Source organism: Puia sp. P3 (assembly GCF_050632245.1).
Lineage (GTDB): Bacteria > Bacteroidota > Bacteroidia > Chitinophagales > Chitinophagaceae > Puia.
Genome location: NZ_CP192583.1, coordinates 6,587,438 through 6,612,502, shown reverse-complemented (window position 1 = coordinate 6,612,502; position 25,065 = coordinate 6,587,438). Strand labels below are relative to the sequence as shown.

Genomic DNA, 25,065 nt, shown 5'->3' with positions numbered 1-25,065 from the left:
CCGATGATCTTTTCCAGGTCGGTATCTGTGGTCTTTTTCGGAGCAGGGACATGCGGCGTTATATTTTGTTTGTAAGAGCGCTAGATCTTATGCGTAAAACCGTTGTACATCATTTCTATGGCGAGCACGATGATCACCAGTGCGAACAGTATTTTCAGACTGGAGGTCTTCGCCGTGGTCAGTATCCTCGAGCCCATGAACGCGCCGAGCAGGACGCCGAGAATCACCGGCATCGACAGACCGGGGTCGATATAACCCCTGCTCAGATAAACGCCGACGCTGGCGGCCGCCGTCACACCGATCATAAAATTGCTGGTTGTCGTGGACACCTTGAAAGGGATGCGCATGACGTTATCCATCGCGATGACCTTCAGCGCGCCCGAACCAATACCCAGCAGCCCCGAGATGATACCCGCGACATTCATCATGAAAAAGCCGCCGATCACGTTCTTTACGATATATGGCTTCTCCCCTTCCGGAGTGGGATAGCTGCTGTTGAGTTTTAGCCAGCGCGAAAGCGGACTCCCTTCGCCCGTGCTGACGGGATCGGCGAGCTTGAAAAAGGAAATGGCGGCGGACAGTATCAGGATCACCCCGAAGAGAACGGCGATAAAAGAGGTGCTGACCAGGGCGGACAGCCAGGCGCCGCAGATGGCTCCGATCGTAGTGGCCAGTTCGAGGAACATACCCAGGCGGATATTGGTGATGCCTTCACGGACATAGGCCGCGGCCGCGCCCGACGACGTCGCGATGACGCTGACAAGAGGATGTGCCGATCGCGTAGTGAATATCTACTTTGAATACCAGCGTCAGCAGGGGATCAGCACGACGCCTCCGCCAAGTCCGGTGAGGGACCCGAGCAGACCCGCGGCCAGCGCGCCTACAAAGAGCGCAAGAGTAAATACGAGAATGGTCATGTTGACGCAAACCTACACCAATTTGAGTAATATTGGCTTCGGCATCCCCTGGTAACCGTCAGTAGCTGTTGTAATTCAGGTACCGTACCCGCCCCTTGTCCTAAAATTAAAATCGCATTAAGGGGTACCGGGGTCGGAAATGATGGCTACCTTTATGCCAAGGCATGAATGCAGGAAATAATAAAAAGAAGGAAATCGCGTATAAGGTCATTCTGCTCCTGGTTGGTCTGGCGCTCTTCTCTGTCCGGCTTTCCGAAAGGTTTTACTTTCTTGCGAATAAGCCTTTCGTCGGACTGAACGCCAAACACAGGGCGCACAACGCCATTTTCTCCTGCAAGCCCGGCCTCTCGCAGGACTGCTATTTTTCCCCTGACAAACGCTACCATTCTGAAAACGGCTATACCTTATTTACACCTGCACCCGATCAAAGGAACTGGCTAATCTCCTGTAATCCGGAGTTTTATGAAGTGAACGAGGCGGTGATATGGTCCTGCTTTCCGGTGACCTCCCTTCGGGGCCCTCCGGAGGTATAGTCCATCGAACCTAACTTCACTTTACTCTTAATTTGACACTATGGATGTTGACCACATCGAACTGTTCTATAAGGTTCTTCAAAAACTTTCGTATAGCTGTTCCGTTTGCGGAGCCTCGTTGTATGTCACCAACTACGGTAACTACGAGGCTATCCTGCACTGTTCTTCCGACGCCGCACGTTTCTGGAATTTTGAAAGGGGACGACCGAACAGATAGCAGCCAAGCAGCACTGGGACCATTCCCGGAAAGAGTTGTTCCTTACAAAAGAAGATATTCTGGAGTATTTGAATAAAAGTGAGTCAGACGAAGTCTGACTCACTCTGCAGGCCTATTTTACAACTGTTCCTTCTTTTATCTCGTCATTGGCGTTTGCGACAACTGATTCGCCGGGCCGGACATTGCCCAGTATCTCTATCTTGTCATTACTTTCGTTGCCGGTCGATACGTCCTCGCGGACGGTCTTCCCGTCCCGGACGACGATGACGTATTTGCGTTCGGTCGAAGTCACCACGGCTGATTTTGGTACCGCAAGGGCGTGAGGGTTACCCTTCGAGTCGAAGAGGACGTCTGCGTACATCCCGGGGAAAGCGCCTCGTCCTTGTTGTAGACGTCCAGCTCGATCCGCTCGGTGCGGTACTGCATATTGATGTTCATCGCCGTGCGCGCGATCCGGCCGGTCATTCGTTTGCCGGGGAAAGCGCTCAGATAGAACGACAGCGTGTCGTTGCTGCGCAGCGTGGCGGCGATGCTCTCGGGGATGTCTACCTGCAGACGGAGATGGTCGATCTGTTTCAGCTCGAGCATCGGCCTCATGTCTTTCGCCTCCGCGCTGACCAGCGCGCCGGGATGGACGTTGCGCTGGGTGATGACCCCGCGGAAAGGCGCGGTGACCGTGAGATACCCCATCATCGTCTGCTGCATCTGCCAGTTGGCTTTCTCGGAATTGCAGAGGGCGCTGTCGGCTGCCGTCTTCGACCCTGCCGTCGCCAGATCCATCGGAGAGATGGCGCCAGGGGTACGGGACGCCTGCCTGAGGCGTTCGAAGTTGTCCCTGCTGATCGCGTAGTCCGACTGAGCCCTCGCGTATTTTTCCTTCGCCGCGGCGGTAGCCTGCTGCAGCTCGGGCGCCTCCAGCGTCATCAGCAGTTGGCCCGCCTGTACATGCGAGCCGATATCCACCTGCACCGATCTGACATAGCCGTTGACTTTCGGAAAGATGCTGACCTCCTGATAGGCCGCCAGCTGCGCGGGTAGCTTCATGACCCTGACGCACCGCCTCCTGCCGCGCAGTTGCCAGCACATAGTGAGGAGCCGCGCCGCGGGCGCCGCGTTTTTGGTCTCCGCGGCTTTATTGTCGGAACAACCGTAGAAAAAAACAGTTGTGAGCGAAATAAAAAAATAACCTTCTTCATATAGTTTTATTTAGAGGAGTCTTCGGGCAATAATGAAACTGAGTTAAAAGATTTCTTTTGTTGTATCCAGCCATAAACCAAAGGACGATGAACAGCGCTGATAAAGTCGAGGCGGCAAGCCCGCCGATCACCGCGCGGCCGAGAGGCGCGGACTGGTCACCCGCTTCACCGAGACCGCTGGCCATCGGGATCATCCCGGCAATCATCGCCAGACTGGTCATAAGGATGGGGCGCAGCCGGATACTGGCTGCCACGATGGCGGCCTTGAAAGGGTCCTGATAGTCGATCCGGAAGCTTTTCGGCATTGGTGACGATCAGGATCGCATTGGCCACAGACACGCCCGTGGACATGATGATACCCATATAGGACTGCAGGTTCAGCGTCGCGCCCGTCGCCAGCAGCACGAGCATAGCGCCGAGCAGCACCGCCGGCACCGTCGCCAGCACCGATATGGACAGGCCGAAGGACTGGTAGTTGGCCGCGAGCAGCAGCAAAATGACGACGATGGCTGCCAATAGCCCCGTCTGCAGCGAGTCGAGCGTTTCTATCAACAGCGACGACATCCCTTTTATTTCCCGCGATCAGACCCGGGGGCGTAGCGCCAGAGTCCCCTGATCGCCTTTTCCACCGCCGCCGTAGCCGAGCCAAGGTCCTTGCCGTGGATATTCGCGCTCACCGTCACATAGCGCCTCGGTCCGCTGCGGTCGAATTCCCCGGGCAGCGTGTCGATCCGGACCGTCGAAACGTCCGACAACACAGGGCGGGGCTGTCCTTTTACCAGCGACACCGACTGCAGCTGCTGCATCGAGTTCATGATATATTCCGGTATCTGCACCTGACTCTGATAGGTATAGGCGGACCGCTGATCGAGCCATAGGTTCTTGTTCGTATAACGGCTCGAGGACGTGGCGTCGGTAATGCTCCGGGACACGTTGTCGATCGACAGACCCATTAGCGCCAGCTTGTTGCGGTCGACGCTGATATTGACCGTAGGCATGTGCAGCGGCTGAGCGATCTGCACGTCCCTGAGAAAGGGCACCTGCCTGAGCGCATCCACCAGACGTCCGGCATAGGCTTCGATATTGTCCATATTCTTGCCTGCCACCCTCACTTCGATCGGCGTGCTGGCTCCCTGCGCCATGATCTTTTCCGTCAGCTCGATAGGCTCGAAGGAGAGACGGAGATCGGGATACCGGGCCAATATATTTTTCCGCAGCGTCTCTTTCAGCGTTTCCACCTTCCCCTTGAATTCCTCGCTAAGATTGACCTGGATCACCGACTCGTGGGTGCCGCTGTTGAAGATATACAGGTTGCTCGTGCCGAAATTGCTGGGCACCAGACCCACATACGCGGAGGTGATCGCCACCTGATGGTTGACGGTCGAGTCGATGATGTTGAGGACGCCCTGGGTGGCCTTCTCCGTTATCTCGAGACGGGTGCCGTCAGGTTCGCGCAGCCGCAGCTGCAGCTGGCCGTTGTTGGTCTTCGGCAGGAGGTCCTTACCGATGATTACAAAACACGCTCCCGCTGCTCCGAAAGCGAGTACGAGATAGATGGTAACTATCAACCTGCGGCGGGGCATCCATTTTTCGAGGCGGGACGCCAGCCCGGTCTTGATGCGCTGGAAGAAGCCGTTATCTTCCTTGTGGTTATGCTCTTCGCCGCCGTGCAGGCCGACCTGCGCGCTTTCGCCGTGGTTCAGGGCATTGCCCGCGTGGGCGTGGAAGCCGGTATGATGGTACTGGAACATCTCCGCCTTCAGCAGCCAGACCGAGACGACCGGCACCAGCGTCTGGGCCGCCACAAAACTCACGATCATGGCGAAGGCGATCGACAGCGACAGAGGCAGGAACATGGCTCTCGGCACGCCCGACATGACAAAGGCCGGCGCGAAGACCGCGAGTATACACAGCAGGATCAGCAGCAGCGGGAAGGAGATCTCCGAACAGGCGTCGAGGATCGCCTGCTTTTTGTCCTTACCCATTTCAAGATGCTGGTGTATGTTCTCGATCGTCACCGTCGCCTGGTCCACAAGGATCCCGATAGCCAGCGCGAGACCGCTGAGGGTCATGATATTGATCGTCTGTCCGGCGAGATTCAGAAAGAATACCGCGCTCATCACCGCGACGGGTATGGTGATGATGACCACCAGGCTGCTTCTCCAGTCGCGGAGGAAGAGCAGCACCATCAGCCCGGTGAGAACGGCCCCGAGAATACCTTCCGTCATCAGGCTCTTGGCAGAATTGATGACGAAGACCGACTGGTCGAACTCATAGCTGATATCGATATCGTCGGGGAGAAGGTTTTTCATCTCGGGCATTCTCTTACGCAGGGTCTGCACGACCTCCCGGGTGGAGGCGTCTGCCGTCTTGACCACGGGTATATAGACCGAGCGCTTTCCATTGACGAGCGCATAGTCCACGGTGATGTCCGCGCCGTCGGCGACGGTGGCGACGTCGTGTACATATATCGACGACGAGCCGTTGCTTTTTACCGGGATGTCCCCGAAATGTTCCACCTTCGACTCCAGCGAATTGATCGAAGTGACATACATCATGCTGTCGATACGTAAATTCCCGGAAGGCGTGATCGCATTGTTGTGCGCGATGGCTTCCACCACCTCATCGGCGGAGAGATTGTACATCCGCAGCTTTTCAGGATTGACGTTGATGAGCACCGACCGGGCGTTCGACCCGAAAGGCGGCGGCGCCGAGAGACCGGGTACCGTCGCGAACAGGGGACGGACCCGGGTGAGGGCCAGGTCGAAGATATCCTTGAGCGGTTTGGTCCTGCTGCTGAACACCAGCTCGCCCACGGGCAGCGAGGAAGCGTCGAAGCGGACCACCTGCGGAGGCAGCGCCCCCGGCGGGAAGAAGGCCATCGTCCTGTTCACCTGCAGCGCCACCTGCGCCGAGGCTTCCGCCATGTCCGTACCTTCGTAGAAGCTAAGTTTGATGAGGGTCAGACCCTGTATATTTTTACTCTCGATGTTCTTTATCCCGTTGACATAAAGGAATTGATCCTGCATACGCGTGGCGAAAAAGCCTTCCATCTGCTGCGCCGACATACCCCGTACTGTTCGATCACATAGATCGTGGGCGCGTTCAGTTTGGGGAATATATCGATCGGTATGGTGCGGATCGCCATTACTGAGAACAACAGGAGCCCCATGAAGAGAACGATGATCGTTATGGGCCTTTTCAGAGCTGTTCGTACCATTATTATTTGATTGATTGAATGAAGAGATTGAGCTGGCCTGCCGCAGAATATTTGTCCAGGTTGGCCAGCAGCCAGTCGCTGAGCGTCTGCACATAGTCGGTCTGGCTGCGGTAGAGCACAAAGGAGGCGTTGGTCAGGTCCACGAGATTGATGATGCCCGCCTTATACTGGGCCGTCTTCTGCTCGAAGGCGCTGTTCGCCGCGTCTACCTGTACCGGAATTTCGATCAGGTTTTTGGTTGCCGTACGGATGCTTTCTTCGGCTTTATTGCCGACATTGGCAAGGGACAGCTGCTGTTGCTGCAGCCCGTATTCACTGGCAATGGTATTGCTGCGGGCGATACGCTCCTTGTCTTTCCGGTGGACCGTATTCCAGAGATCATACTCCAGCGTTAGTCCGGCCAGGTAGTTGAAACGCTGGTACCCCAGTCCGCTGATTGTCGATTTGTAGTTGTCCGTATAGTCGATACTCGAGCCCCTGGCCCAGCCCGCCGCTGAGAGGAATACCTTTGGCAGATAGCTTTTTTTGACGAGATCCTCCTTCTGCTGGTACAGCAGCTTCTCCTTGTTGAAATAGTCTACCAGTGGATTGTTATAGACCGAGGCGCTGTCGATGCGGCCGATGATGCCGAGCGCGGACAGATAGCTCTTGGTCTGCGCCGTATCGATATTGATGTCGTCCGCGGGAATGCCGGTCAGATAACCCAGCTGCTGCTGCAGTCCGCGGATACTGCCGTAGGTCTGGTTGTACGTAATACGGGTCCTTGACAGCTCCGCCATGGCCAGCGCCGAGTCAGCGCCGGGTTTGATCCCGCTCTGGGTCACCGCCTGGATGACCTTATATATAGTCTCATAGCGGGCGACGTTCTCCCGGTCGATAGCCAGCTGGAACTGGTTCTTCAGGATATCCAGATACAATTTGCCCACCTGCCACTGGACGAGATAGGTCTCCCGGTCCAGGTCGGCCTGGCTGAGATTCGCGAACGCCTCGGCGCTGCGGACCGTGGCTTTTTTCAGACCGAAGTCGAGCAGCTCGTACTGGTTGGAAAAGAAGCCAATATTCCCGATGGCGGACTCATATATATTGGAAGGGCGTACGCCGCTGGAACTCGAGGGGATGACCCCAAAGCCGATATACGAGCCGGGTAACGAATTATCCGTGCCCGCCGTCACCTGATCGCCGATATAGGAGGTAGGCAGGTACGCGTGTCTGGCGTCCGTGACCCCCGCTTTTGCGGCATCGACCAGCGATTTTTTCTGGAGAAGCGCCGGCAGGTGTTTCTGGGCGGAATCGATGAACTGCGCGAGCGAATATTTTTTGGGTTGTGCAAAGAGAGAAAGTACGGATAGCTGCAGTATTGCCAGAATACCCCAGGTCCGCAGTGACTTTCTGTGACAGAAAGCGACCATACAATGCTTATTTTAATGAAAAATGTTGTTGCCGGAGAATCAGGCAACGACGGGGGACCTCGCAGGCGCAGGCACGCCTCCGGCACGGAAGGCAGCGGGGCGGTCCGGTACGCACCCAGCACTCTTGGAATGATCCGCTCTTCCGGCGCGGCGACCGTGATCATCGGACAGGGAGCTATCTCTTCCTGATGAAAGCGTTTGTTAAGCCGGATCTTGTGCTTGCCCGAAGACTGAATGGGGCTGGATTTGACCACCTGCTGGTGGTTCACCCGGAGCTCAGCGAGGGCGGAATAATTAAAAACGGCCTTTGCATCGGTGTGGCCCTCGAAATTGTAAAAGGATTCGACGGAAAAAATACTCCATACACCGCAAGCAGCAGCGTATAGAAGAAAATCTTATAAATCCTTTTTTGCATGTTTAAAGCGAGGCGTAAATATAGTAATAAATATTTTAGCGGGGTCGTAACGAATCGTTAAACGACCGTCCACCTACCCCGCTGCGGGCCGCCCCCCATGTCCGATTCGGCGGGGATTCCCCGTCCACCTACCCCGCGTGCAGGAACATCCGGAGGACCCGGTATACCCCGGCCGCGAGCAGCGCGCTCACCGGTATGGTCAGGATCCAGGCCCAGACAAGATTGATCGTCACTCCCCAGCGGACCGCCGACATCCGCCTGGTCGCGCCAACACCTACGATAGCCCCGGTAATGGTGTGGGTCGTACTCACCGGGATCCCGAGCGACTGGGTGAGGAACAGGGTGATAGCCCCCGCAGTCTCCGCGCAAACGCCCTCGAGCGGACTGACCTTGGTGATTCGGCTCCCCATGGTCCTGACGATCCGCCAACCCCCGCTCATAGTGCCAAGGGCGATGGCCGAGAAACAGGCTATCGGCACCCAGGTGGGGATCTCGCGGATATTTTCCATGTCGCCGTGGGCAACCAGCGCCGCCGCGATGATACCCAGTACTTTTGGGCGTCGTTCCCGCCGTGACCGAGGCTCAGCAGGGCGGAGGACAGCAGCTGCAGACGGCGGAACCAGCTCTCGGCCCGGTAGGGATTGCTTTTCTGGAAAAGGTTGACAATTAATATGGTGATGATCAGGGCGACGAACATACCGATCAGCGGCGCCAGAACGATAAAGAAAAAGGTCGGAAGCACGCTGCCATAGTCGATGACGTCATGCCCCCGGACGGTCCACCCGCCGGCATGAGCCAGCGCCGCGCCGACAAATCCGCCGAGAAGGGTATGGGACGAACTGGAGGGGATCCCGAACCACCACGTGAACAGGTTCCAGGTGATGGCCGCGATTAGACCGGAGAGGATCACCGGGAGGGTGATAAAATCGCGGGAGACGAAATGGGCGATCGTGTTGCCGATCTTGAACTCTCCGATAAAATATTTGAAGATAAAGAACGCCGCGAAATTGAAGATGGCTGCCCAGAGCACGGCCTGGAAAGGAGTAAGGACCTTGGTCGAAACGATCGTGGCGATGGAGATGGCCGCGTCATGAAATCCGTTGATGTAGTCGAATACCAGTGCCAGGGCGATAGTGATAAAAAGCAGTAACATATGTGGGAAAGGCTTTCAGGGGGCGATTCAAAAAATAAGGCATCCGCCTAGGCGTATTTGATAATAATAGATTCGATCACGTTGGTGGCGTCTTCACACTTGTCGGTCACGATCTCCATCACCTGATAGATATCCCGCTTTTTGATGACTTCTTTGGCGTCGGGTTCGGTCTCGAAGAGGCGCTCGATGCTCATGTCGAAGATATCGTCGGCCTGGTTCTCGATGCTGTTCACCCGCACCAGCGCGTCGGTGATCGTGCGCATGTCCCGCATATTCCGCAGCTCTTTTACCGCATTACGTATTTGTTTCGAGCCCTGTTCGATCAGATCGGCCATCTTCTGGATCCCCGGGTCATTGGGGTTTACTTTATAGAAGTTGATCTTTTTGGCTGCCGCATAGATATAGTCGCAGATATCGTCGAGGGCGCTGGCGAGATAGTGGATGTCCTCACGGTCGAAGGGTGTGATAAAATTACGGCCGAGCTCCGTAAATATCCGATGAGTAAATTCGTCGTTCACGTGTTCCTGTGTCTCCAGCTGAGAGATCAACACCGCCCTCTTGTCAAAATCCGGTTCGCTCACCACCCCTTTTAAAAGCTCGCCCATCCGGGCCACACTATCTGCCAGCTTCTTCGAAAAGGGAATAGAAGACCTTGTCCTTGGGCATGAATAACTGAACAATTGCATTAAACCCCTTCATTTCATAAAATTTTTGCGAGGATCACAAATTTAAATTCAATGTGACCGGTAACCGGGGCTAAAATTAATTTGGTAATAATTTCTTAACACAGCAAAAGCTCATCCGCATCCAACCCTTGGGTATAAACGCTATTTTTTATTTAGATAAAATAGTTAACATACATAAAATATTCAAAAACAGCAAATAAAAAGACAATTTTTTGGAGAACTTGCTCTCTTTTTGGAACTGTTAACATTAAGGTAATATTCCCTTAACATTGGGTTCATCGCTTAAACATTGTTTTGCAGTCGAATTTGAACGACGTCGAACCGCTAAACTTATTTTTCGAACCAAGTTTTTTAATGAACCAAGACTTTTATGAAACGTAACTTCGCAAAACAATTCCTTTTTATCGCTATTTTCTCATTTTTGGCTTTCGCCTCCCAGGGGCAGTATTTATGGAACAACGATTCTGCTTTTCGGGCGGGTGTTCCGAATTCCGGCAGGGTCTGGGGCTATATATTCGGCGACTATTTCCATAAGTCGCATGCAGACTCCCTGAATCGCGGCGGGAACAATCAGTACACCAATGTAAAGAAGGACCAGGATGAATTTCAGTTCCGTCGCATCTACATTGGATATGATTATAATATAGCGAAGAATTTTTCCGCTGAGTTCCTTTTTGCCGCAGAGGATGATTTCACGACCGGCGACCTTCTTCAGAATAACAAGTTCACCCCTTACATTAAATTCGCTAACCTTCGCTGGAAGAACTTTCTGTTTAAGGGCAATGACCTTATTTTTGGCCTGCAACCCACCCCAGCCTTTCCTTACATGACGGAAAACCTGTTTACTTATTCCCGTCCGATCGAAAGGACCATCACCGATATCCGCCGGACTCCTTCCTTTGACTTCGGTCTCGGACTGCAGGGCCGGTTCAACACTGCCGACAAGAACGTAACATATGGGTATAATCTGTTGGTGGCCAATGGGACAAGCGCAAAGCCCCAGGCGCTCAACGGCACCCTTTACAAATGGTTCTACGGAGATGTATTTGTTGGATTCCTTAAGAATCATCTAATCCTGGATGCTTATGCCGACTATCAGCGTCAGAACTGGGTGGCCGGGCCTCATAGTCATTCCTACCGTCAGATGCTTAAGGGGTCGATCGTCTGGGTAGACAAAAAGTTCAGGGTTGGTGTGGAAGGTTATACCAACAAACTGGCGCAGGCCGAGCAGGCAACCCGGGGTGCGATAGTAGATACGCTGGATGGAACGGCCACCGGTCTTAGCCTGTACGGACATTACAACCTCATCGGCAACAAGCTCAGTGTTTTTGCCCGGTACGATTTCTACAATCCTAACACGAAATACGATAATACTACTTACAGCAAGTACAAGTCTCTTTACACGGTCAGTACGACCTATGATCCGAGCAATAAAGAGCGATTCCTTTCCGCCGGTATCGACTACTCGCCTGTAAATAACGTTCATATCATGCCCAATATCTGGTATAACAGGTATATGGGTCAGCAGTCCGGTCTTACGGGTGCTGCTGCTCACGACTATGATCTGGTGTATCGGGTGACTTTCTATTTCACTTTTGGCAAACTGTTCTCGAACCCGACATACTCTTATTATCCTTATGTCCATTAATCAAAAAAGATATATACTCCTTAACAATACGATCATGATGCAAAAATTTTTCAACATTAAGACCCTGGTTAGCACTTCTATCTTTGCGGTTATTACTGTCGCTATGGTATCCTGCGGTGGCGGCGGCAGCACTTCCGGTGCTGACTCCACCGGTTCTGCCAGCAGCGACGACAATACCCTCATCGGAGCCGGTAGCTCTTTCGATAATCCCCTGTTCTCTAAACAATTCTCTGAGTATAACAAGGCTAACGGCCTGAAGGTCAACTATCAGTCTGTAGGTTCCGGCGCCGGTATCTCACAGCTGACCGCCAAGACCGTCGACTTCGGCGCTTCTGACGCCCCGATGAACGGCAAGCAGGATTCCGCGATCTCCGCCCCTGCGATCCACATCCCAATTACAGCCGGTGCAGTTGTACTCAGCTACAATCTGCCCGAAGTAAAAGATACCCTGAAGCTGACTCCCGAAGTCCTGGCCGATATCTTCCTCGGTAAGATCACCAAGTGGAACGATGGAAAAATCGCCGCTGAGAACAAGGGCGTCAAACTTCCCGCCACGTCCATCGTGATTGCCCACCGCAGCGATGGCAGCGGTACTTCCAATATCTTCACCACCTACCTGTCCAAGGTCAGCGAAGAGTGGAGCACCAGGGTTGGAAAGGGTTCTTCTGTCAACTGGCCCGCGGGTCTTGGCGGAAAAGGCAACGAAGGCGTTGCTGGTCTGATCAAGAACACTCCCGGCACGATCGGCTATATCGAACTGGCCTACGCCGTTCAGAACCAGATGCCTTATGCCAAACTGAAGAACAAATCCGGCAATTTCATTACGCCGAGCATCGCCAGCGTAACTGCTGCCGCGAATATCCAGATCCCTGCCGACAGCAAGGTATCCCTGACCAACACGGACGCCGCTGATGGCTACCCCATCTCCGGGTTCTCCTGGGTTATCATCTACAAGGAGCAGAAATACAACAGCCGCAGCGCCGAACGCGCTACCAAGCTGGTGAAACTGATCTCCTGGATGATCCACGACGGCCAGCAATTCAGCTCTGCGCTGACCTATGCTCCGCTGTCTCCCGCTGCTGTCAGCGCCGGCGACGCGATCCTGAAGTCCGCCACATATGATGGCAAGCCCATTTTACAGTAATTGAACGAACGAGGCGCCGCCTTCGTGGCGGCGCCCTTAACTGACATTTATGGATACATCTGTAGAGAATGGTATGGTTACCCGCAGCGATCTTCCCCTGCGGGTAATTAATTCTACCCCCGAAGCGATTTTAAAGGCGAAGAAGCGTGCAAGAAGGTCATTTCGCCAGATCAGGACAGAGAGCGTTTTCAAAAGGACCCTTTCGATCATGGGGCTGCTCATCGTCATCCTCGTGCTCGGAATCCTGCTTACGCTGGTCGTTCAGTCCCTCCCGTCGATAAAAGCGCTGGGGCCGAAATACCTGTGGAGCAAGGTCTGGGATCCCGTCCAGGACGTCTACGGCGCCTGGCCCTTCCTGCTGGGAACCCTGCTCAGCTCATTCCTGGCGCTGATCATTTCGATCCCTTTTTCCGTCGCCGTCGCCATCTTTTTGGGTGAATACCACCCGAAGGGCTGGCTGCCGAATTTCCTGAAGAATACGGTCGAGCTGATCGCCGCCGTACCTTCGGTCATCTATGGCTTCTGGGGACTGGCCGTTCTCGTACCCATCGTCCGCTCGTTCGAATCCAGCATTGGCGTGGAGCCCGTCGGCGTGGGTATTTTCAGCTCTTCTCTTATCCTCGCGGTGATGATCATTCCCTATGCTGCCTCGCTGGGGCGTTCGATGATCAACCTCGTCCCTTCACACCTGAAGGAGGCCGCCTACGGACTGGGCGCTACCCGCTGGGAAGTCATTCGCAGCGTCGTACTGCCGTATACCAAGTCCGGCCTTTTCGCCGGCATTCTGCTGTCGCTCGGACGCGCACTTGGTGAGACGATGGCCGTCACCATGGTCATCGGAAATACCAGTCTTATTCCTAAAAGCATTTTTGCGCCGGGTAATACCATGGCCAGCGTCATCGCCAACGAATTTACGGAGGCCGACAAACCGGTATATCTCTCCGCACTCATCGAACTCGGACTGGTACTCTTCCTGGTCACGGTTGTCATCAACCTGATCGGAAAGAAGATCATTGACCGCTTCACCAACGAATAAGTTATGCAAGCCTCCAACGTAAAATACAGACTCGGTAAAAGCTATGGGTTTCAGATCCTGACCTATGTGCTGGCTTTTGCCTGTGTGGTTCCCCTGCTCGCAATTCTCTTCTTCATCATCAAGGCGGGCATAACCAAGATCAACTGGCATTTCCTCGTCAATATTCCCAAGCCCGTCGGTGAAACGGGCGGCGGTATCGCCAACGCCCTCGTCGGCAGCATCCTGATCGTCCTCGTCGCTTCAGTCATCGCGATCCCCATCGGGATTTTGGCCGGTGTCTATCTCAGCGAGAACAGGAAAAGCCGGCTCGCTTACTGGTGCCGCCTGTCCACGGATATCCTGCAGGGTGTGCCTTCCATCGTGATCGGTATCGTCGCCTATTTCTGGCTGGTCAAGCCGTTTGGCAAATTCTCGGCGCTGTCCGGTAGCGCGGCCCTGGCCATCATGATGCTGCCCATCGTCATCCGGTCCACGGAAGAGACCCTCAAGCTGCTGCCCGACGCCCTGAAAGAAGCGGCGCTGGCACTGGGCATGCCCTTTCATCGTGTGATCTTTAAGGTAATTATCCCGGTAGGTATCAGTGGTATTCTTTCCGGTGTCATGCTTTCCATTGCCCGTATAACGGGGGAAACAGCCCCGTTGCTGTTTACCGCGTTTGGCAACCCCTATTTGTCGACCAACCTGACCCAACCCATGCAGAGCCTGCCCCTGCTGATCTTCAACTATGCCACCAGTCCATACAACGAGTGGCACGATCTCGCCTGGGGCGCTTCGCTGATCCTTTTGCTGTGGGTCTTATTCCTAAACATTTTTACTAAGATAGTAACCAGAAAATGGAAAGTACAGTTATAAAGAGCAGGAACTTTAACGCTTCGTTTGGTAGCAATCATGTCGTTAAGAATGTCAACATCGATATTCCCCGAAACCATGTTATCGCGGTAATGGGTCCTTCCGGCTGCGGAAAGACCACCTATCTGCGCTGTATCAACCGGATGCACGAACTCATCCCCGGAGCCACCTGCGAAGGCGAGATGAAGCTCAACGAAGAGGACATCTACCAGATGCACCCCATCTTTGTTCGTCTGAAGATAGGCATGGTGTTTCAGCGTCCCAATCCCTTCCCCAACCTCAGCATCTATGACAACGTCATCGCGGGCTACAAGCTCAACGGGGTCAAGCTGCCGAAGGCCGAACGGGATCGCATCGTCGAGCATTCGCTCACCCGAGTCGCATTGTGGAATGAGGTCAAGGACTCGCTGAACAAAAAAGGCTCCTTCCTTTCGGGTGGCCAGCAGCAGCGCCTCTGTATCGCCCGTGCCGTCGCGATGGAGCCCGAGGTACTGCTCTTCGACGAGCCCACCTCCGCCCTCGACCCCATCTCTACCTCGACGGTGGAGGAGTTGTTCCACGAGCTGAAGGTCAACTACACCCTGATCATCGTCACCCACAACATGCAGCAGGCGGCGAGGGTCAGCGATAAAACGGCCTTTTTCTTCATGGGCGAACTGGTCGAGTATGACGATACCAAGATCATGTTCACCAACCCGAAGGACAATCGAACGCAAAATTACATCACGGGCCGCTTCAGCTAGTTTGATCCGGCAGGCGAATAATACCGCGGTGTATCGTACATTTATGTATTAACTTATAAAGAACCATGGCACAAATAGAAACCGAACTCCAGCTACTAAAGTCTGAAGCTATCAATATGTGGACGCTGGTCAATTCTCAGCTGAACAAGGCGCGGGAAGCTTTCCTGACCTTTGACAAAGACCTCGCGCGCGAAGTCGTGCTGAAGGAAAAAAGGGTCAACGGCAGCGAACTCAAGATCGACAGGGACTGCGAAAACATCTTCGCCCTTTTCTGCCCGGTCGCCATCGACCTGCGCTTCCTCCTGGCCGTCCTGAAGATCAACTCGAATCTGGAGCGCATCGGGGATATCGCGGAAGGCATCGCCAAGTATATCATCGACGCGGAAGCCCCTTTCTCCAAAGAACTGCTCGAGGTCTCGCGCGTCATGCCGATGTACGAAGAGGCCGTCGGCATGCTGGAAGATACGCAGGCCGCTTTCGAGAAGGAAGACACCATCCTTGCGCGCGGCGTTTTCAAGCGCGATGACCTCCTCGACGCGGTCAACAAATCGTCGAACAAGGTACTGGAAGCTCACCTGAAGGCTCATCCGGAGGACACGGCCCAGGCGTTGTGGCTGATCTCGATCATCCGCCGTCTCGAGCGCGTCGGCGACCAGACCAAGAACGTCGCCGAAGAGATCATCTTCTACCTGGAGGCTAAGGTCCTGAAGCACAGCAAAAAATTCGCCTAAGCTTCTCCGAACGCGGCGGATATTTCACCCGCCCTCCCCCGGTACACCCGATATAATATTAGGATAACGATTCAGTAAACTCCCCGTAATACGGGGAGTTTATTTTTGGGCCGCCAATGAATTGACAATTGGTTAGTCACCTGTTAATCGATGGTTTATATATGTAGAGTTGAATTTTCTCATGCAGAATTTCCCCCATCTCTATGGGGGAAATTTTTTTGCCGGCCCCGGCATAGCCGCCGCCCGGCGGCGTAGCGGAGAATCACACCAGGACCTGAGCCATGCACCTAAGCCGTGCACTTAAACTCAGTAAAATCTAATTAAAAACAAATTCGGGATAGATGAGATCCAACGCATTCTTCTTCTCATTCGAGCAATTGTGCATCAAATAACTAACAGTCGACTCCGTCGAATAGTCGAGATGCAGCGTCGGCCTCCTCTTCTGCTCCATCCACGGGCGAAACACCTGCTCAAATCCGGCATCCAGCGTTTTCAACACCGGCACCCCCATTTTCTTCAGGGCCGCGGCATTGCAGAACTGTTCGTACTGGCCCCTGATGGGGATGACCATGAGCTTCTTCCCGAGATAAAGCGCCTCGGCCGGCGTTTCGAAACCCGCACCGGTGAGAATGGCCTTGCAGGTGATGAGACTCTTGTTGAAGGCGTTCCTGCTGACGGGGAGGAACAGGATATTGCCGTCCTGGACGGCCTGTTTCACCTCTTTGGAGAACACCTGGAACCGAAACTCCTTCAGGGGCTGGAGATGCTGACGAACCGTGGCGTCATTGTAGGAGGACAAATACACGGTGATATGCCCTTTGTCCTGCGGCTCGGCCTGAAGTATATCCTTTTTAATCACAGGCGGGAGGATAAAATCGTCGTATTGTTTGAAGTGCAGGCCGATATATTGGGTAGCGTGAGCATAGTGGCGCAGGATCCATTCACCCATCTGGTCTTTTTCTCCGGACGAGGCACCTTGGGCGATATAAAACTGGCCTGGTGACCGAAATTGACCGAAGGCACTTTTTTATAGGCGCAGGCCAGAGACGTGATGCTTTCAAAATCATTGATCACCAGATCATACTTTTCCACCGGAAGATCGCGGACCTCTCTCCAGATGCGGAGGGGGCGATCTGTCGGGCTATTTCCCAGTAGTTGAGCCCGCCGCTGTTGGTGTAAAAAAGGCTAAGGCCTTTGCTCCGGTACTTGACCGAGCCGTCCAGCTGAAGACTATTGTTCGCACCGCTCAGGAAAATGTCCACCTCGCCATACCGCTCGAGGTAAGGGATCAGTTCCATCGCCCTGCTGATATGGCCATTGCCTGTTGCCTGAACTGCGTAAAAAATCTTCATAGTCCTTTAAATAGCTGCGAGTGAATTGATATAGAAATTTATTTCGTCTGTGATAACGTTCACACTGGGCTTCATCTCGATCGTCTGTGTCACCGGGAAATCCTTTTCATCGTATTCGAAGATGGTCCATTCGTTTTGCTGGTATTCCAGTGCGGTAAGATGCTCCACCCAGTCTCCGGAGTTCAGGTACGTGACCTTCCCGTTCTTTGTCTCTACGATCTTCTTCTGGGGTTGGTGAATATGCCCGCAAATGACGTAGTCGTATTTCTTTTCAATGGCGAGCTCAGCTGCGATATTCTCGAATTCGTTGACCTTGCTGAGCGCGTTGACGCCAGCCATTACCTTTTTGGAGATGGATACTCTTTCGCGGCCCAGGGACTTTAGAATAAAGTTAATAAATCTGTTGAAACGGATCAGGAGATTGTACCCGCTGCTGCCCAGCTTTCGCCAGAACCTTGGCGCTCCCTTTGGTAGTGTTGTCGAAAACGTCCCCGTGAAAGATCCACGTCATTTTGTTGTCGATCTCCAGCACCAGCTTGTCGGTCAGGGTAAAATTCCCCATCTGGATATCCGTGTAGCGGCGCATCATCTCGTCATGGTTGCCCGTAATATAGAAGACCCGGGTCCCGTTGGTGATGAACTGGATGATCTCTTTTATGACCATCATGTGGGCGACGGGGAAGTAACGCTTGGTAAATTGCCAGCCGTCGATGATATCCCCATTGAGAATGAGTATGTTAGGCGTGATACTTTTGAGGTAGTTGACAAGCTCCTTGGCCCGGCATCCGTATGTCCCCAGGTGAACATCTGATAAAACAACTACATCTACGGGTCGCTTTTCCATTTCTGTGGTTTTCCAAAGTTCTATAACACATATTACTGGTATTTTACCTGGACGTTAAGAAATTGTAACTTTAAAGGTTTCTGGCTATAGCCGGAAGGGATATTTTACCTTTGCGCCCATGAAAAAAATGCCTGGACCTCTCTTTATTGCAGTCTGTTTGTGCCTGACCGTAAGTTCGCTCAGGGCGCAGCCCTCTGCCGCTCCCGCAGTGGATAGGGTAGCCGTCGGCGCCAGTTTTCCCGGCTGGCTGATGACGGGGAAAGAGAAGTATTCCGTCGCGAATACGCATTCTCATAACGACTACGAACAGGACATTCCGTTCTGGCTGGCCTGGCAGGCCGGGTTTGGGTCGATCGAAGCCGATATCTGGCTGCAGGAAGGCCGGGTGCTCGTAGGGCACAACAGGGAGGAGATCAAGGCCGGCCGTACTCTGGAAGAATACTATATCAAGCCGCTGCTGTCCTGTCTGGAGAAGAACAACGGGCACCCCTACGCCGACAGCGCCAGACGACTGCAGATACTCATCGACGTAAAAGCCGACTCCGTCGCCGCGCTCGCCGCACTGGTAGCGCTGCTCGACAAATACCCCGCACTCGAACAGTGTCCGAATATAAAATGGGTGATCAGCGGCAACCGCCCCGCGCCCGCCCTCTATACCTCCTATCCCTCCTTTATCGCATTCGACGGCATTCTCGGCCGCGCCTATACGCCGGAAGCCCTTTCCCGCATCGTGATGATGAGCGACGACCTGCACAGCCTTACGCACTGGAACGGCCAGACCGAACTGCCCGCTGCGGACAGACGCCTGCTGGAAACCGCCATAAAGAACGCCCACGAACAGCACCTGCCCGTGCGCTTCTGGGACGCGCCCGACACCCCCACAGCCTGGAAGACGCTCATGGAGCTGCACGCCGACTATATCAATACGGATCATATCAGAGAATTGGCCGCTTATCTCAACGAGCATGTATCTTTATGATATAGTTTAACCACCATGAACGAAGGACTTCTCCTGCTCATCGGTGATAAGATAAAGGCCAAACGAACCCAAAAGAATATCACCCTCGAACAACTGGCGACCCGCGCGGGCGTCAGCAAAGGCCTGATCTCTCAGATCGAGAACAACCGTACCGTCCCTTCCCTCCCCGTATTGTTCAATATTATCCATTCGCTCGAAGAAGACCTGCGCAGCTTTTTCGAGGACATGCAGGACAGCTTCAATAACAACCATATCCTCATCATCCGGAAGGGGCAGGAGAAGATGTTCAGCAAGGAACCCGTAAAAGGATTCAGCTACAAACGCATACTCACCCGGTCTATAACTTCACAGGCCACCGACGTCGTTCTGCTCGGGCTCAAAAAGAATTCCGTCCGCAAACAGATGATCCGCACCGACGCATTCGAATGCAAGTATATCTTAAAAGGTGACATCGAATACCAGATCGACAAAGAGGTCTTCACCCTTCACGAAGGCGACACACTATTCTTTGACGGACGCGCCCCCCACCGGCTGAAGAACATCGGCGACACCGAGGCTCTCATTCTGGTGATCTATCTGTTCTGACCGGTTATCAGTCTTCTCCTGTCCGTCATCTCCCCATTCCCGCCACTGAGCGACCCGCCCGGCGCGGTATCAGCGTTGCTGCATGCGTAATCAAGTGTTTCCTCTTATTTACAAATACTTAACATTCGTTTAGTATTTCTAAACTGTTAACATTTACTTAAATCCCCCTAACCTTCCGGTCACACTACCGGAATAATTTCGCTCCCGGCTAATCACACAATTAATAAACTGTATTTATGAGTAAGAAAACGAACTGCTCAAGGGGGATCCTCTTGCTGACCCTCCTGTTCCCTCTATTTACTTTCGCACAACAAAAGGCCATCACGGGCCACGTCTTCTCAAAGGCTGACCAGTCACCGATCGCCGGCGTTTCAGTGGTTATCAAAGGCACCCGCATCGGTACGTCTACCGCGGTAGACGGCAGCTTTGCCATCAAAGCGAAAGAAGGCGACGTCCTTGTCGTATCGGGCGTAGGCGTAGCCAGCACAGAGTCTACTGTCGCGGGCGCCGACCTCGCGATCACGGTCGCAGCCGATGCCAAAGAGCTGAACCAGGTAGTAGTCACCGCAACAGGGATTAAGAAAGAAGCAAAACGCCTCGGATATGCTATCCAGGCCATCGACGCTTCGCAGCTGACCGCAGCCCGGGAACCCAACCCGGTCAACTCTCTGAAGGGTAACGCCGCAGGCCTCGAGGTCAACATCAATTCCGAGATCGGCCACTCCCCGGACGTCATCATCCGCGGCGAGAACAGTCCCGAAGACCGCCCCCTCTTCGTGGTCGACGGCGTGCCGATCGCTTCCGATACCTACAATATCAACCCCGACGATATCGAGACCTTTACCATTCTGAAGGGACCCAACGCCGCAGCGCTCTATGGTTTCCAGGGAAAGAACGGGGCCATTATCATATCTACCAGGAAAGGCTCGAAAGCAAAAGCCGGGACGCTCGTAACGGTCAATTCGAGCACCCAGATCAACAGCGGCTTTATCGCCCTGCCCAAATATCAGGATACCTACGGTCCCGGCGACAACGGCAAATACGCATTCGGCGGCGGCGGATCGAGCCCCGCCAGCTATTTCGGAACGGGTGCGGTCGGCGTCGGCGTAAACGACTACGACTATGACGTCTGGGGCCCCCAGTTCAGAGGCCAGCTGCTCCCCCAGTATGACGGCAAGTTTACGGCCGGCCAGACCTATAAGACGACATTTGCCGACGGCAAATCGTTTACTGGTCACGTTGAGCCTACGCCGTGGGTAGCACGCGGCAAGGACAACCTGAGGAAATTCATCCAGACTGGCGTTCTTTCCACCAACAGCATCGCGGTCAGCTCCTCCACCGAAAGAACTGACATTCGCATCTCCGCCGGTAATACCTATCAGCAGGGCGTTGTACCCAATACTAAGCTGAACAATGCGAATTTCACCGCCAGCGTAGTCCAGCGCTTCAACCCCAAACTGAGCCTTACGACCTATTTCAATTTTAGCCGCCAGTCGACACCGAACGTGCCGGACGTCCAATACGGCCCAAACAGCATCATCTACAATATTATATTGTGGGGGGCGCCGACTGGTCCATGAACGATATGAAAGACTACTGGCAGCCCGGAAAGGTCGGCATCCAGCAGAAATATGCCGAGTACTACCGGTATAACAACCCCTATTTCATGTCCTACGAATGGCTGCGCGGACACTATCAGAACAACGAGTACGGCTATCTCTCGCTGAACTACAAGCTTAACAACGAAGTCGACTTCCAGTTTCGCCCCAGCATGACGGCATACGACATGATGAACAACGAAAAACTGCCGTACTCGGCCGGCGTATACGGCCGCGAGCTTCGTCAGGGCGACTACCGCGAAGACCGGAGGTCCCAGTTCGAGACCAACGAAGACCTGCAGGTCAGGTATCACCGCAACGAGATCGCCGGCTTCCTCGACGTGCAGGCGGTAGGCGGAGGAACGGTCAGGAATCAGACCTTCAATTCCGATTATACGTCGACGAACTACCTGAACGTCCCCGGCATCTATAATTTCGCAAACTCCCTGAATCCCGTGACAGGTATCAGCTACCGGTCGAGCATGCTGGTGCTGAGCGCCTACTACTCGCTGGACCTCGGTTATAAGTCCTATATAACGGCGAATATTACCGGCCGCGTGGACAAATCCTCCACACTGCCTTCCAATACCAACAGCTACTTCTATCCTTCCTTCAACCTTGCGTCGGTCATTTCGGAGTACGTGCACCTGCCCAGCGCAATCTCCTTCCTGAAGGTCAGAGGTTCTTACGCATCCAGCAAGAGCGGTGGCACCAGCGCAACGTTCTCGCCTGATATCACCGGCACACCCGCCAACGGATACGGCTACTACTGGGCTTCTCCCTACAATGGCCCAGCCTATCTGTTCTCGAAAACCTACACGCTCAGCCCTACCTACAACAACCAGGTCAGCGCTGCTTATACCGACGTAGTGATCAGCAACAATATCCAGACCTCCGAGCGGAAAGCATATGAGGCAGGCCTCGACATCCGCTTCCTCAACAACAGGCTGGGTCTGGACCTCACCCGCTACCACTACAAGAACACGGGCATCGTACAGCAGCTGACCTCGCAGGCTTCGGGCTATTCCGGCTACCGGACCAACGGCGACGGCTATACCAACGATGGCTGGGAAGCCGTGATCAACGGTACGCCGGTCTCTCACAAGGATGGATTCAGCTGGAATGTAACCGCGAATTTCTTTACGTTCAAGAGGAAATGGACCGACTACGTCAGCAAGCCCGACAACTATGAGAAGAACGGCGCCAGAGTGGACCTGGTCTATGACGACGCATTCGTACGGACTCCGGACGGCAAGATGGTCATCGATCCGCAGTCGGGCGTTTATCTGCGGTATTCGGACGTCGGAACTTCGGCGAAGAAAGTATACGGACACAGCGACCCGGACTGGCAGTGGGGTGTGATCAATACCCTCAGCTACAAAGGCTTTTCGTTTCGCTTTCAGTTCGACGGCATGGTGGGCGGCGTAATCGAGGACAACGTACGAAAGAAGACGCTGCAGGCCGGTCGTCATACCGAGAGTGCCACCGGCGCACTGGGCGCGGCAAGGCCTTCCGACGAGGCGAACGTGGCAGCCTATACGGGCGACGGCGTGGTCCTGACCGGTACGAATGGCATCCAGCTGGATCCCATCAACGGCAATATCGTCAACATGAAAGACCTGAACGAGACGAAGAATACGGTCAAGAGCCAGGTACAGCCCTTCGTTACGCGCGCGGCCAGCATCCCCGATCTCGACATCGTAAAGAAGACCTACGCCAAACTGAGAGAGGTCGCCATTACCTATAAAGTGCCCAACAAGGTATTTGGCAAGCGGACCATCATCAGCGACGCGAGCGTCTCGCTGGTAGGAAGGAACCTGCTCTACTTCTTCCCGGACAAGTACAAGGACCTTGACGTGGACCAGTACAGCCAGAGCGTCTATTCGGTCGGCAATAACGGGAAATACAGCGCTACTCCCTCGTCCTCATCAGGCCTGCAGACGCCGACGACCCGGAGCTATGGCATAAACATCAATTTCTCCTTTTAATCGTATAAACATCAAAATATGCAAAAGAGAAAATATATCTTTCTGCTGCTGATGGCCGCAATCGTGGCGGCATCCTGTAACAAGCAGATCAACGAAAAACAAGTCGACCCGAACAATCCCTCCAGCGTGCCTCCCAGGCTGATCCTGGGTACCGTCCTTACCGATATGTCCGGTACGGTAAAAGGACAGGGTTCGCTCAGCGCAACGGGATCCAATGAGGGTGTCAATGCCTGGGACGCGGCTCACCGGTGGAACCAGTACCACTGCAGCAACTACGACTACTACGACAACAATATCTATTCCTGGACCAATGGCTCCTTCAACTCCTACACGGTCCTCAAACAGGTGGTGCAGATGGAAGGCGAAGCGTCCAAGCTGCTGCCGGCCGTCAACCCGTACAAGGCAGTCGGCAGATTCGTCCGCGCCTATTACTACTACAACATGACCATGATGTTCGGAGATATTCCTCTTGGCAACGACCTGCAGGGGCTGTCCAACCTGACGCCATCCTATACTACACAGCAGAAGGTCTTCCAGTACGTGCTTAGCGTGCTCGACACAGCCAATACCGAGCTGGCGTCGCTCATCGCGGCAGGCGATATCAACAACCTGCTGGACAAGAACCAGGATATCTATTACGGTACCCAGGCTAACAACCTGGTCAGCTGGCAGCGGCTGGTCAACAGCTTTAAGCTGCGCGTCCTCATCAGCCTGAGCGGCAAAGCTTCCGACGCCACGCTGAATGTGGCGGCGCAGTTTGCCAACATCATCAATAACCCCGGTAAATACCCGATCTTCCAGAGCCAGGACGACGACCTGAAATTCAACTTCAACCCGGGCGGGACCAATACATACAGTCTTTATCCTTTCAATCCGAGCAATTTCGGATCGATCGCTACCCGGTTCAACATGGCGAAAGCCTACGTCAGCACGATGACGACGCTCAACGACGCGCGCGTCTTCGTCACCTCCGAACCGGCCTGGGCGCTGGTTGGCAACGACAGCCTTCATCCGGCGCAATACAAGTACTTTGCAGGAGCCAGCACCGGCGAGCCGCTGGCGACGATGTACAATAACGCCGACGCCGGACTGTATTCGTTTATCAACCGGAAGCGCTACTACGCCAATTTCACCGGCGAACCCAACGTACTGGTTGGCTACAAGGAACTGTGCTTTAACATCGCCGAAGCCATCGAGCGCGGCTGGATCGGCGGGACCGCCGAGGACTGGTACAAAAAAGGCATCACCAACTCGTTTGCCTTCTATGGCATCGACGTTACGCAGCCTGGATTCACCGCCTTTTTCCTGCCGCCGGGCGGGACTTCCACCTCCGATGTGCAGCCATATCCGGTAACCTTTGACTTTACTGCATACTATGCCCAGCCGGCCGTTAAGCTCTCCGCCACGACGGCTACGGCGATCAACCAGATCGTCCTGCAGAAATATATCGCCTCATTCGAGAACTCCGGCTACGAGTCCTACTACAACTGGCGCAGGACCGGCGTTCCGTCCTTTGATGGCGGCAGCGGTGTCGGCAACAACGGGATAATTCCGCTACGGTGGGCGTATCCCGTGGCCGAGCAGACGGTAAATACCGTTAACTACAGGGCCGCACTGTCGGGTCAGGGATTCGGCACGGACGACCTGAACCAGAAGATGTGGATACTGAAATAAATTAAATGTTATCAATTGGGTGCGGCTCCGTAGGGGCCGCACTTTTTATTTAAATTTATCACTTATGAATACAGAGCAAGCGCAACGGATCACAGACGAAATAATGGGCCTCTATGAAGGCTTTGGCGGAGCCGGGTATGCAGGTGAG

29 protein-coding genes and 1 pseudogene are annotated in these 25,065 nt (G+C 54.1%); 16 read left to right on the top strand and 14 right to left on the bottom strand.

All coding sequences use genetic code 11. The features are described from left to right. Window positions 1–80: 80 nt before the first annotated feature. Window positions 81–707: a sulfite exporter TauE/SafE family protein gene (locus ACQ86N_RS41675; RefSeq protein ID WP_431217806.1), complete on the bottom strand. Its 627-nt coding sequence runs from the start codon at window positions 705–707 to the stop codon at window positions 81–83. A gap of 43 nt (window positions 708–750) precedes the next feature. On the opposite strand from ACQ86N_RS41675, the gene ACQ86N_RS41670 reads away from it, so the two are divergent. From ACQ86N_RS41670 to ACQ86N_RS41660, 3 genes are all read left to right on the top strand, one after another. Beyond that, window positions 751–972, top strand: a complete 222-nt coding sequence (locus tag ACQ86N_RS41670) for a hypothetical protein (RefSeq protein WP_431212197.1) — start codon at window positions 751–753, stop codon at window positions 970–972. A 109-nt stretch (window positions 973–1,081) separates the two neighbouring features. Continuing rightward, window positions 1,082–1,450 carry a hypothetical protein gene (locus ACQ86N_RS41665; RefSeq protein WP_431212196.1) on the top strand — a complete coding sequence of 123 codons (369 nt, stop codon included), beginning with the start codon at window positions 1,082–1,084 and terminating at the stop codon, window positions 1,448–1,450. A gap of 40 nt (window positions 1,451–1,490) precedes the next feature. Beyond that, window positions 1,491–1,667: a hypothetical protein gene (locus ACQ86N_RS41660; protein ID WP_431212195.1), complete on the top strand. Its 177-nt coding sequence runs from the start codon at window positions 1,491–1,493 to the stop codon at window positions 1,665–1,667. A gap of 112 nt (window positions 1,668–1,779) precedes the next feature. Here ACQ86N_RS41660 and ACQ86N_RS41655 read toward each other — a convergent pair whose 3' ends face one another. The 7 genes from ACQ86N_RS41655 to ACQ86N_RS41625 all read right to left on the bottom strand — a co-directional run bounded on the left by ACQ86N_RS41655 (window position 1,780) and on the right by ACQ86N_RS41625 (window position 7,492). Beyond that, window positions 1,780–1,959, bottom strand: coding sequence for a hypothetical protein (locus ACQ86N_RS41655; protein WP_431212194.1), 180 nt, complete (start codon window positions 1,957–1,959; stop codon window positions 1,780–1,782). Then, entirely contained in the window at window positions 1,956–2,711 is a 756-nt protein-coding gene (locus ACQ86N_RS41650) for an efflux RND transporter periplasmic adaptor subunit (RefSeq protein ID WP_431212193.1), read from the bottom strand. The genes ACQ86N_RS41655 and ACQ86N_RS41650 overlap by 4 nt, the downstream gene beginning before the upstream one ends. A 148-nt stretch (window positions 2,712–2,859) precedes the next feature. Beyond that, a complete protein-coding gene (locus tag ACQ86N_RS41645) occupies window positions 2,860–3,084 on the bottom strand; it encodes a hypothetical protein (RefSeq protein WP_431212192.1) in 225 nt (74 codons plus the stop codon). Beyond that, a complete protein-coding gene (locus ACQ86N_RS41640) occupies window positions 3,029–3,427 on the bottom strand; it encodes an efflux RND transporter permease subunit (protein WP_431212191.1) in 399 nt (132 codons plus the stop codon). Before ACQ86N_RS41640 ends, ACQ86N_RS41645 begins: the two co-directional genes overlap by 56 nt. A gap of 5 nt (window positions 3,428–3,432) precedes the next feature. Next, entirely contained in the window at window positions 3,433–5,892 is a 2,460-nt protein-coding gene (locus ACQ86N_RS41635) for an efflux RND transporter permease subunit (RefSeq protein ID WP_431212190.1), read from the bottom strand. Beyond that, window positions 5,859–6,083, bottom strand: a complete 225-nt coding sequence (locus tag ACQ86N_RS41630) for an efflux RND transporter permease subunit (RefSeq protein WP_431212189.1) — start codon at window positions 6,081–6,083, stop codon at window positions 5,859–5,861. Before ACQ86N_RS41630 ends, ACQ86N_RS41635 begins: the two co-directional genes overlap by 34 nt. 2 nt (window positions 6,084–6,085) lie before the next feature. Beyond that, window positions 6,086–7,492 (bottom strand): TolC family protein, encoded by a 1,407-nt coding sequence (locus ACQ86N_RS41625; RefSeq protein WP_431212188.1) that lies wholly within the window; start codon window positions 7,490–7,492, stop codon window positions 6,086–6,088. Window positions 7,493–7,507: 15 nt separating this feature from the next. Between ACQ86N_RS41625 and ACQ86N_RS41620 the strand changes: the two genes are divergently transcribed. Both ACQ86N_RS41620 and ACQ86N_RS41615 read left to right on the top strand, forming a co-directional pair. After that, window positions 7,508–7,681, top strand: a complete 174-nt coding sequence (locus tag ACQ86N_RS41620) for a hypothetical protein (RefSeq protein ID WP_431212187.1) — start codon at window positions 7,508–7,510, stop codon at window positions 7,679–7,681. Further along, a complete protein-coding gene (locus ACQ86N_RS41615; protein WP_431212186.1) occupies window positions 7,681–7,878 on the top strand; it encodes a hypothetical protein in 198 nt (65 codons plus the stop codon). Before ACQ86N_RS41620 ends, ACQ86N_RS41615 begins: the two co-directional genes overlap by 1 nt. 157 nt (window positions 7,879–8,035) lie before the next feature. Here the strand turns inward: ACQ86N_RS41615 and ACQ86N_RS41610 are convergent. Further along, window positions 8,036–9,060 (bottom strand): annotated as a pseudogene (locus ACQ86N_RS41610) (inorganic phosphate transporter). Between the two features lie 47 nt (window positions 9,061–9,107). Further along, window positions 9,108–9,665, bottom strand: coding sequence for a DUF47 domain-containing protein (locus ACQ86N_RS41605; RefSeq protein ID WP_431212185.1), 558 nt, complete (start codon window positions 9,663–9,665; stop codon window positions 9,108–9,110). A gap of 451 nt (window positions 9,666–10,116) precedes the next feature. Between ACQ86N_RS41605 and ACQ86N_RS41600 the strand changes: the two genes are divergently transcribed. The 6 genes from ACQ86N_RS41600 to phoU all read left to right on the top strand — a co-directional run bounded on the left by ACQ86N_RS41600 (window position 10,117) and on the right by phoU (window position 15,897). Beyond that, window positions 10,117–11,394 (top strand): hypothetical protein, encoded by a 1,278-nt coding sequence (locus ACQ86N_RS41600; RefSeq protein WP_431212184.1) that lies wholly within the window; start codon window positions 10,117–10,119, stop codon window positions 11,392–11,394. A 34-nt stretch (window positions 11,395–11,428) separates the two neighbouring features. Then, entirely contained in the window at window positions 11,429–12,538 is a 1,110-nt protein-coding gene (pstS, locus tag ACQ86N_RS41595) for a phosphate ABC transporter substrate-binding protein PstS (RefSeq protein ID WP_431212183.1), read from the top strand. Window positions 12,539–12,587: 49 nt separating this feature from the next. Then, entirely contained in the window at window positions 12,588–13,574 is a 987-nt protein-coding gene (pstC, locus tag ACQ86N_RS41590) for a phosphate ABC transporter permease subunit PstC (RefSeq protein ID WP_431212182.1), read from the top strand. 3 nt (window positions 13,575–13,577) lie between these two features. Then, window positions 13,578–14,426 (top strand): phosphate ABC transporter permease PstA, encoded by an 849-nt coding sequence (gene pstA / locus ACQ86N_RS41585; protein ID WP_431212181.1) that lies wholly within the window; start codon window positions 13,578–13,580, stop codon window positions 14,424–14,426. After that, a complete protein-coding gene (gene pstB, locus ACQ86N_RS41580; protein ID WP_431212180.1) occupies window positions 14,408–15,166 on the top strand; it encodes a phosphate ABC transporter ATP-binding protein PstB in 759 nt (252 codons plus the stop codon). The genes pstA and pstB overlap by 19 nt, the downstream gene beginning before the upstream one ends. Before the next feature lie 65 nt (window positions 15,167–15,231). Continuing rightward, entirely contained in the window at window positions 15,232–15,897 is a 666-nt protein-coding gene (gene phoU / locus ACQ86N_RS41575; RefSeq protein WP_431212179.1) for a phosphate signaling complex protein PhoU, read from the top strand. Between the two features lie 316 nt (window positions 15,898–16,213). On the opposite strand, the gene ACQ86N_RS41570 is transcribed toward phoU, so the two are convergent. From ACQ86N_RS41570 to ACQ86N_RS41555, 4 genes are all read right to left on the bottom strand, one after another. Further along, window positions 16,214–16,846: a glycosyltransferase family protein gene (locus ACQ86N_RS41570; protein WP_431212178.1), complete on the bottom strand. Its 633-nt coding sequence runs from the start codon at window positions 16,844–16,846 to the stop codon at window positions 16,214–16,216. Between the two features lie 121 nt (window positions 16,847–16,967). Then, the gene (locus ACQ86N_RS41565; RefSeq protein ID WP_431212177.1) at window positions 16,968–17,249 is read right to left on the bottom strand and encodes a hypothetical protein; all 282 of its coding nucleotides are present in this window, start codon (window positions 17,247–17,249) and stop codon (window positions 16,968–16,970) included. Between the two features lie 6 nt (window positions 17,250–17,255). After that, window positions 17,256–17,588 carry a UDP-2,3-diacylglucosamine diphosphatase gene (locus tag ACQ86N_RS41560; RefSeq protein ID WP_431212176.1) on the bottom strand — a complete coding sequence of 111 codons (333 nt, stop codon included), beginning with the start codon at window positions 17,586–17,588 and terminating at the stop codon, window positions 17,256–17,258. A 52-nt stretch (window positions 17,589–17,640) separates the two neighbouring features. Continuing rightward, window positions 17,641–18,093, bottom strand: coding sequence for a UDP-2,3-diacylglucosamine diphosphatase (locus ACQ86N_RS41555; protein ID WP_431212175.1), 453 nt, complete (start codon window positions 18,091–18,093; stop codon window positions 17,641–17,643). Between the two features lie 127 nt (window positions 18,094–18,220). Here ACQ86N_RS41555 and ACQ86N_RS41550 point away from each other — a divergent pair, with 127 nt between their 5' ends. From ACQ86N_RS41550 to ACQ86N_RS41530, 5 genes are all read left to right on the top strand, one after another. Then, on the top strand, window positions 18,221–19,072 hold the full coding sequence (locus ACQ86N_RS41550) for a hypothetical protein (RefSeq protein ID WP_431212174.1): 852 nt from the start codon (window positions 18,221–18,223) through the stop codon (window positions 19,070–19,072). Window positions 19,073–19,087: 15 nt separating this feature from the next. Next, window positions 19,088–19,657 carry a helix-turn-helix domain-containing protein gene (locus ACQ86N_RS41545; protein ID WP_431212173.1) on the top strand — a complete coding sequence of 190 codons (570 nt, stop codon included), beginning with the start codon at window positions 19,088–19,090 and terminating at the stop codon, window positions 19,655–19,657. A 236-nt stretch (window positions 19,658–19,893) separates the two neighbouring features. Then, window positions 19,894–21,237 carry a TonB-dependent receptor plug domain-containing protein gene (locus ACQ86N_RS41540; RefSeq protein WP_431212172.1) on the top strand — a complete coding sequence of 448 codons (1,344 nt, stop codon included), beginning with the start codon at window positions 19,894–19,896 and terminating at the stop codon, window positions 21,235–21,237. Further along, window positions 21,213–23,243, top strand: coding sequence for a hypothetical protein (locus ACQ86N_RS41535; protein ID WP_431212171.1), 2,031 nt, complete (start codon window positions 21,213–21,215; stop codon window positions 23,241–23,243). The genes ACQ86N_RS41540 and ACQ86N_RS41535 overlap by 25 nt, the downstream gene beginning before the upstream one ends. A gap of 18 nt (window positions 23,244–23,261) precedes the next feature. Continuing rightward, window positions 23,262–24,917 (top strand): SusD/RagB family nutrient-binding outer membrane lipoprotein, encoded by a 1,656-nt coding sequence (locus tag ACQ86N_RS41530; protein WP_431212170.1) that lies wholly within the window; start codon window positions 23,262–23,264, stop codon window positions 24,915–24,917. The last annotated feature ends 148 nt before the right edge of the window (window positions 24,918–25,065 follow it).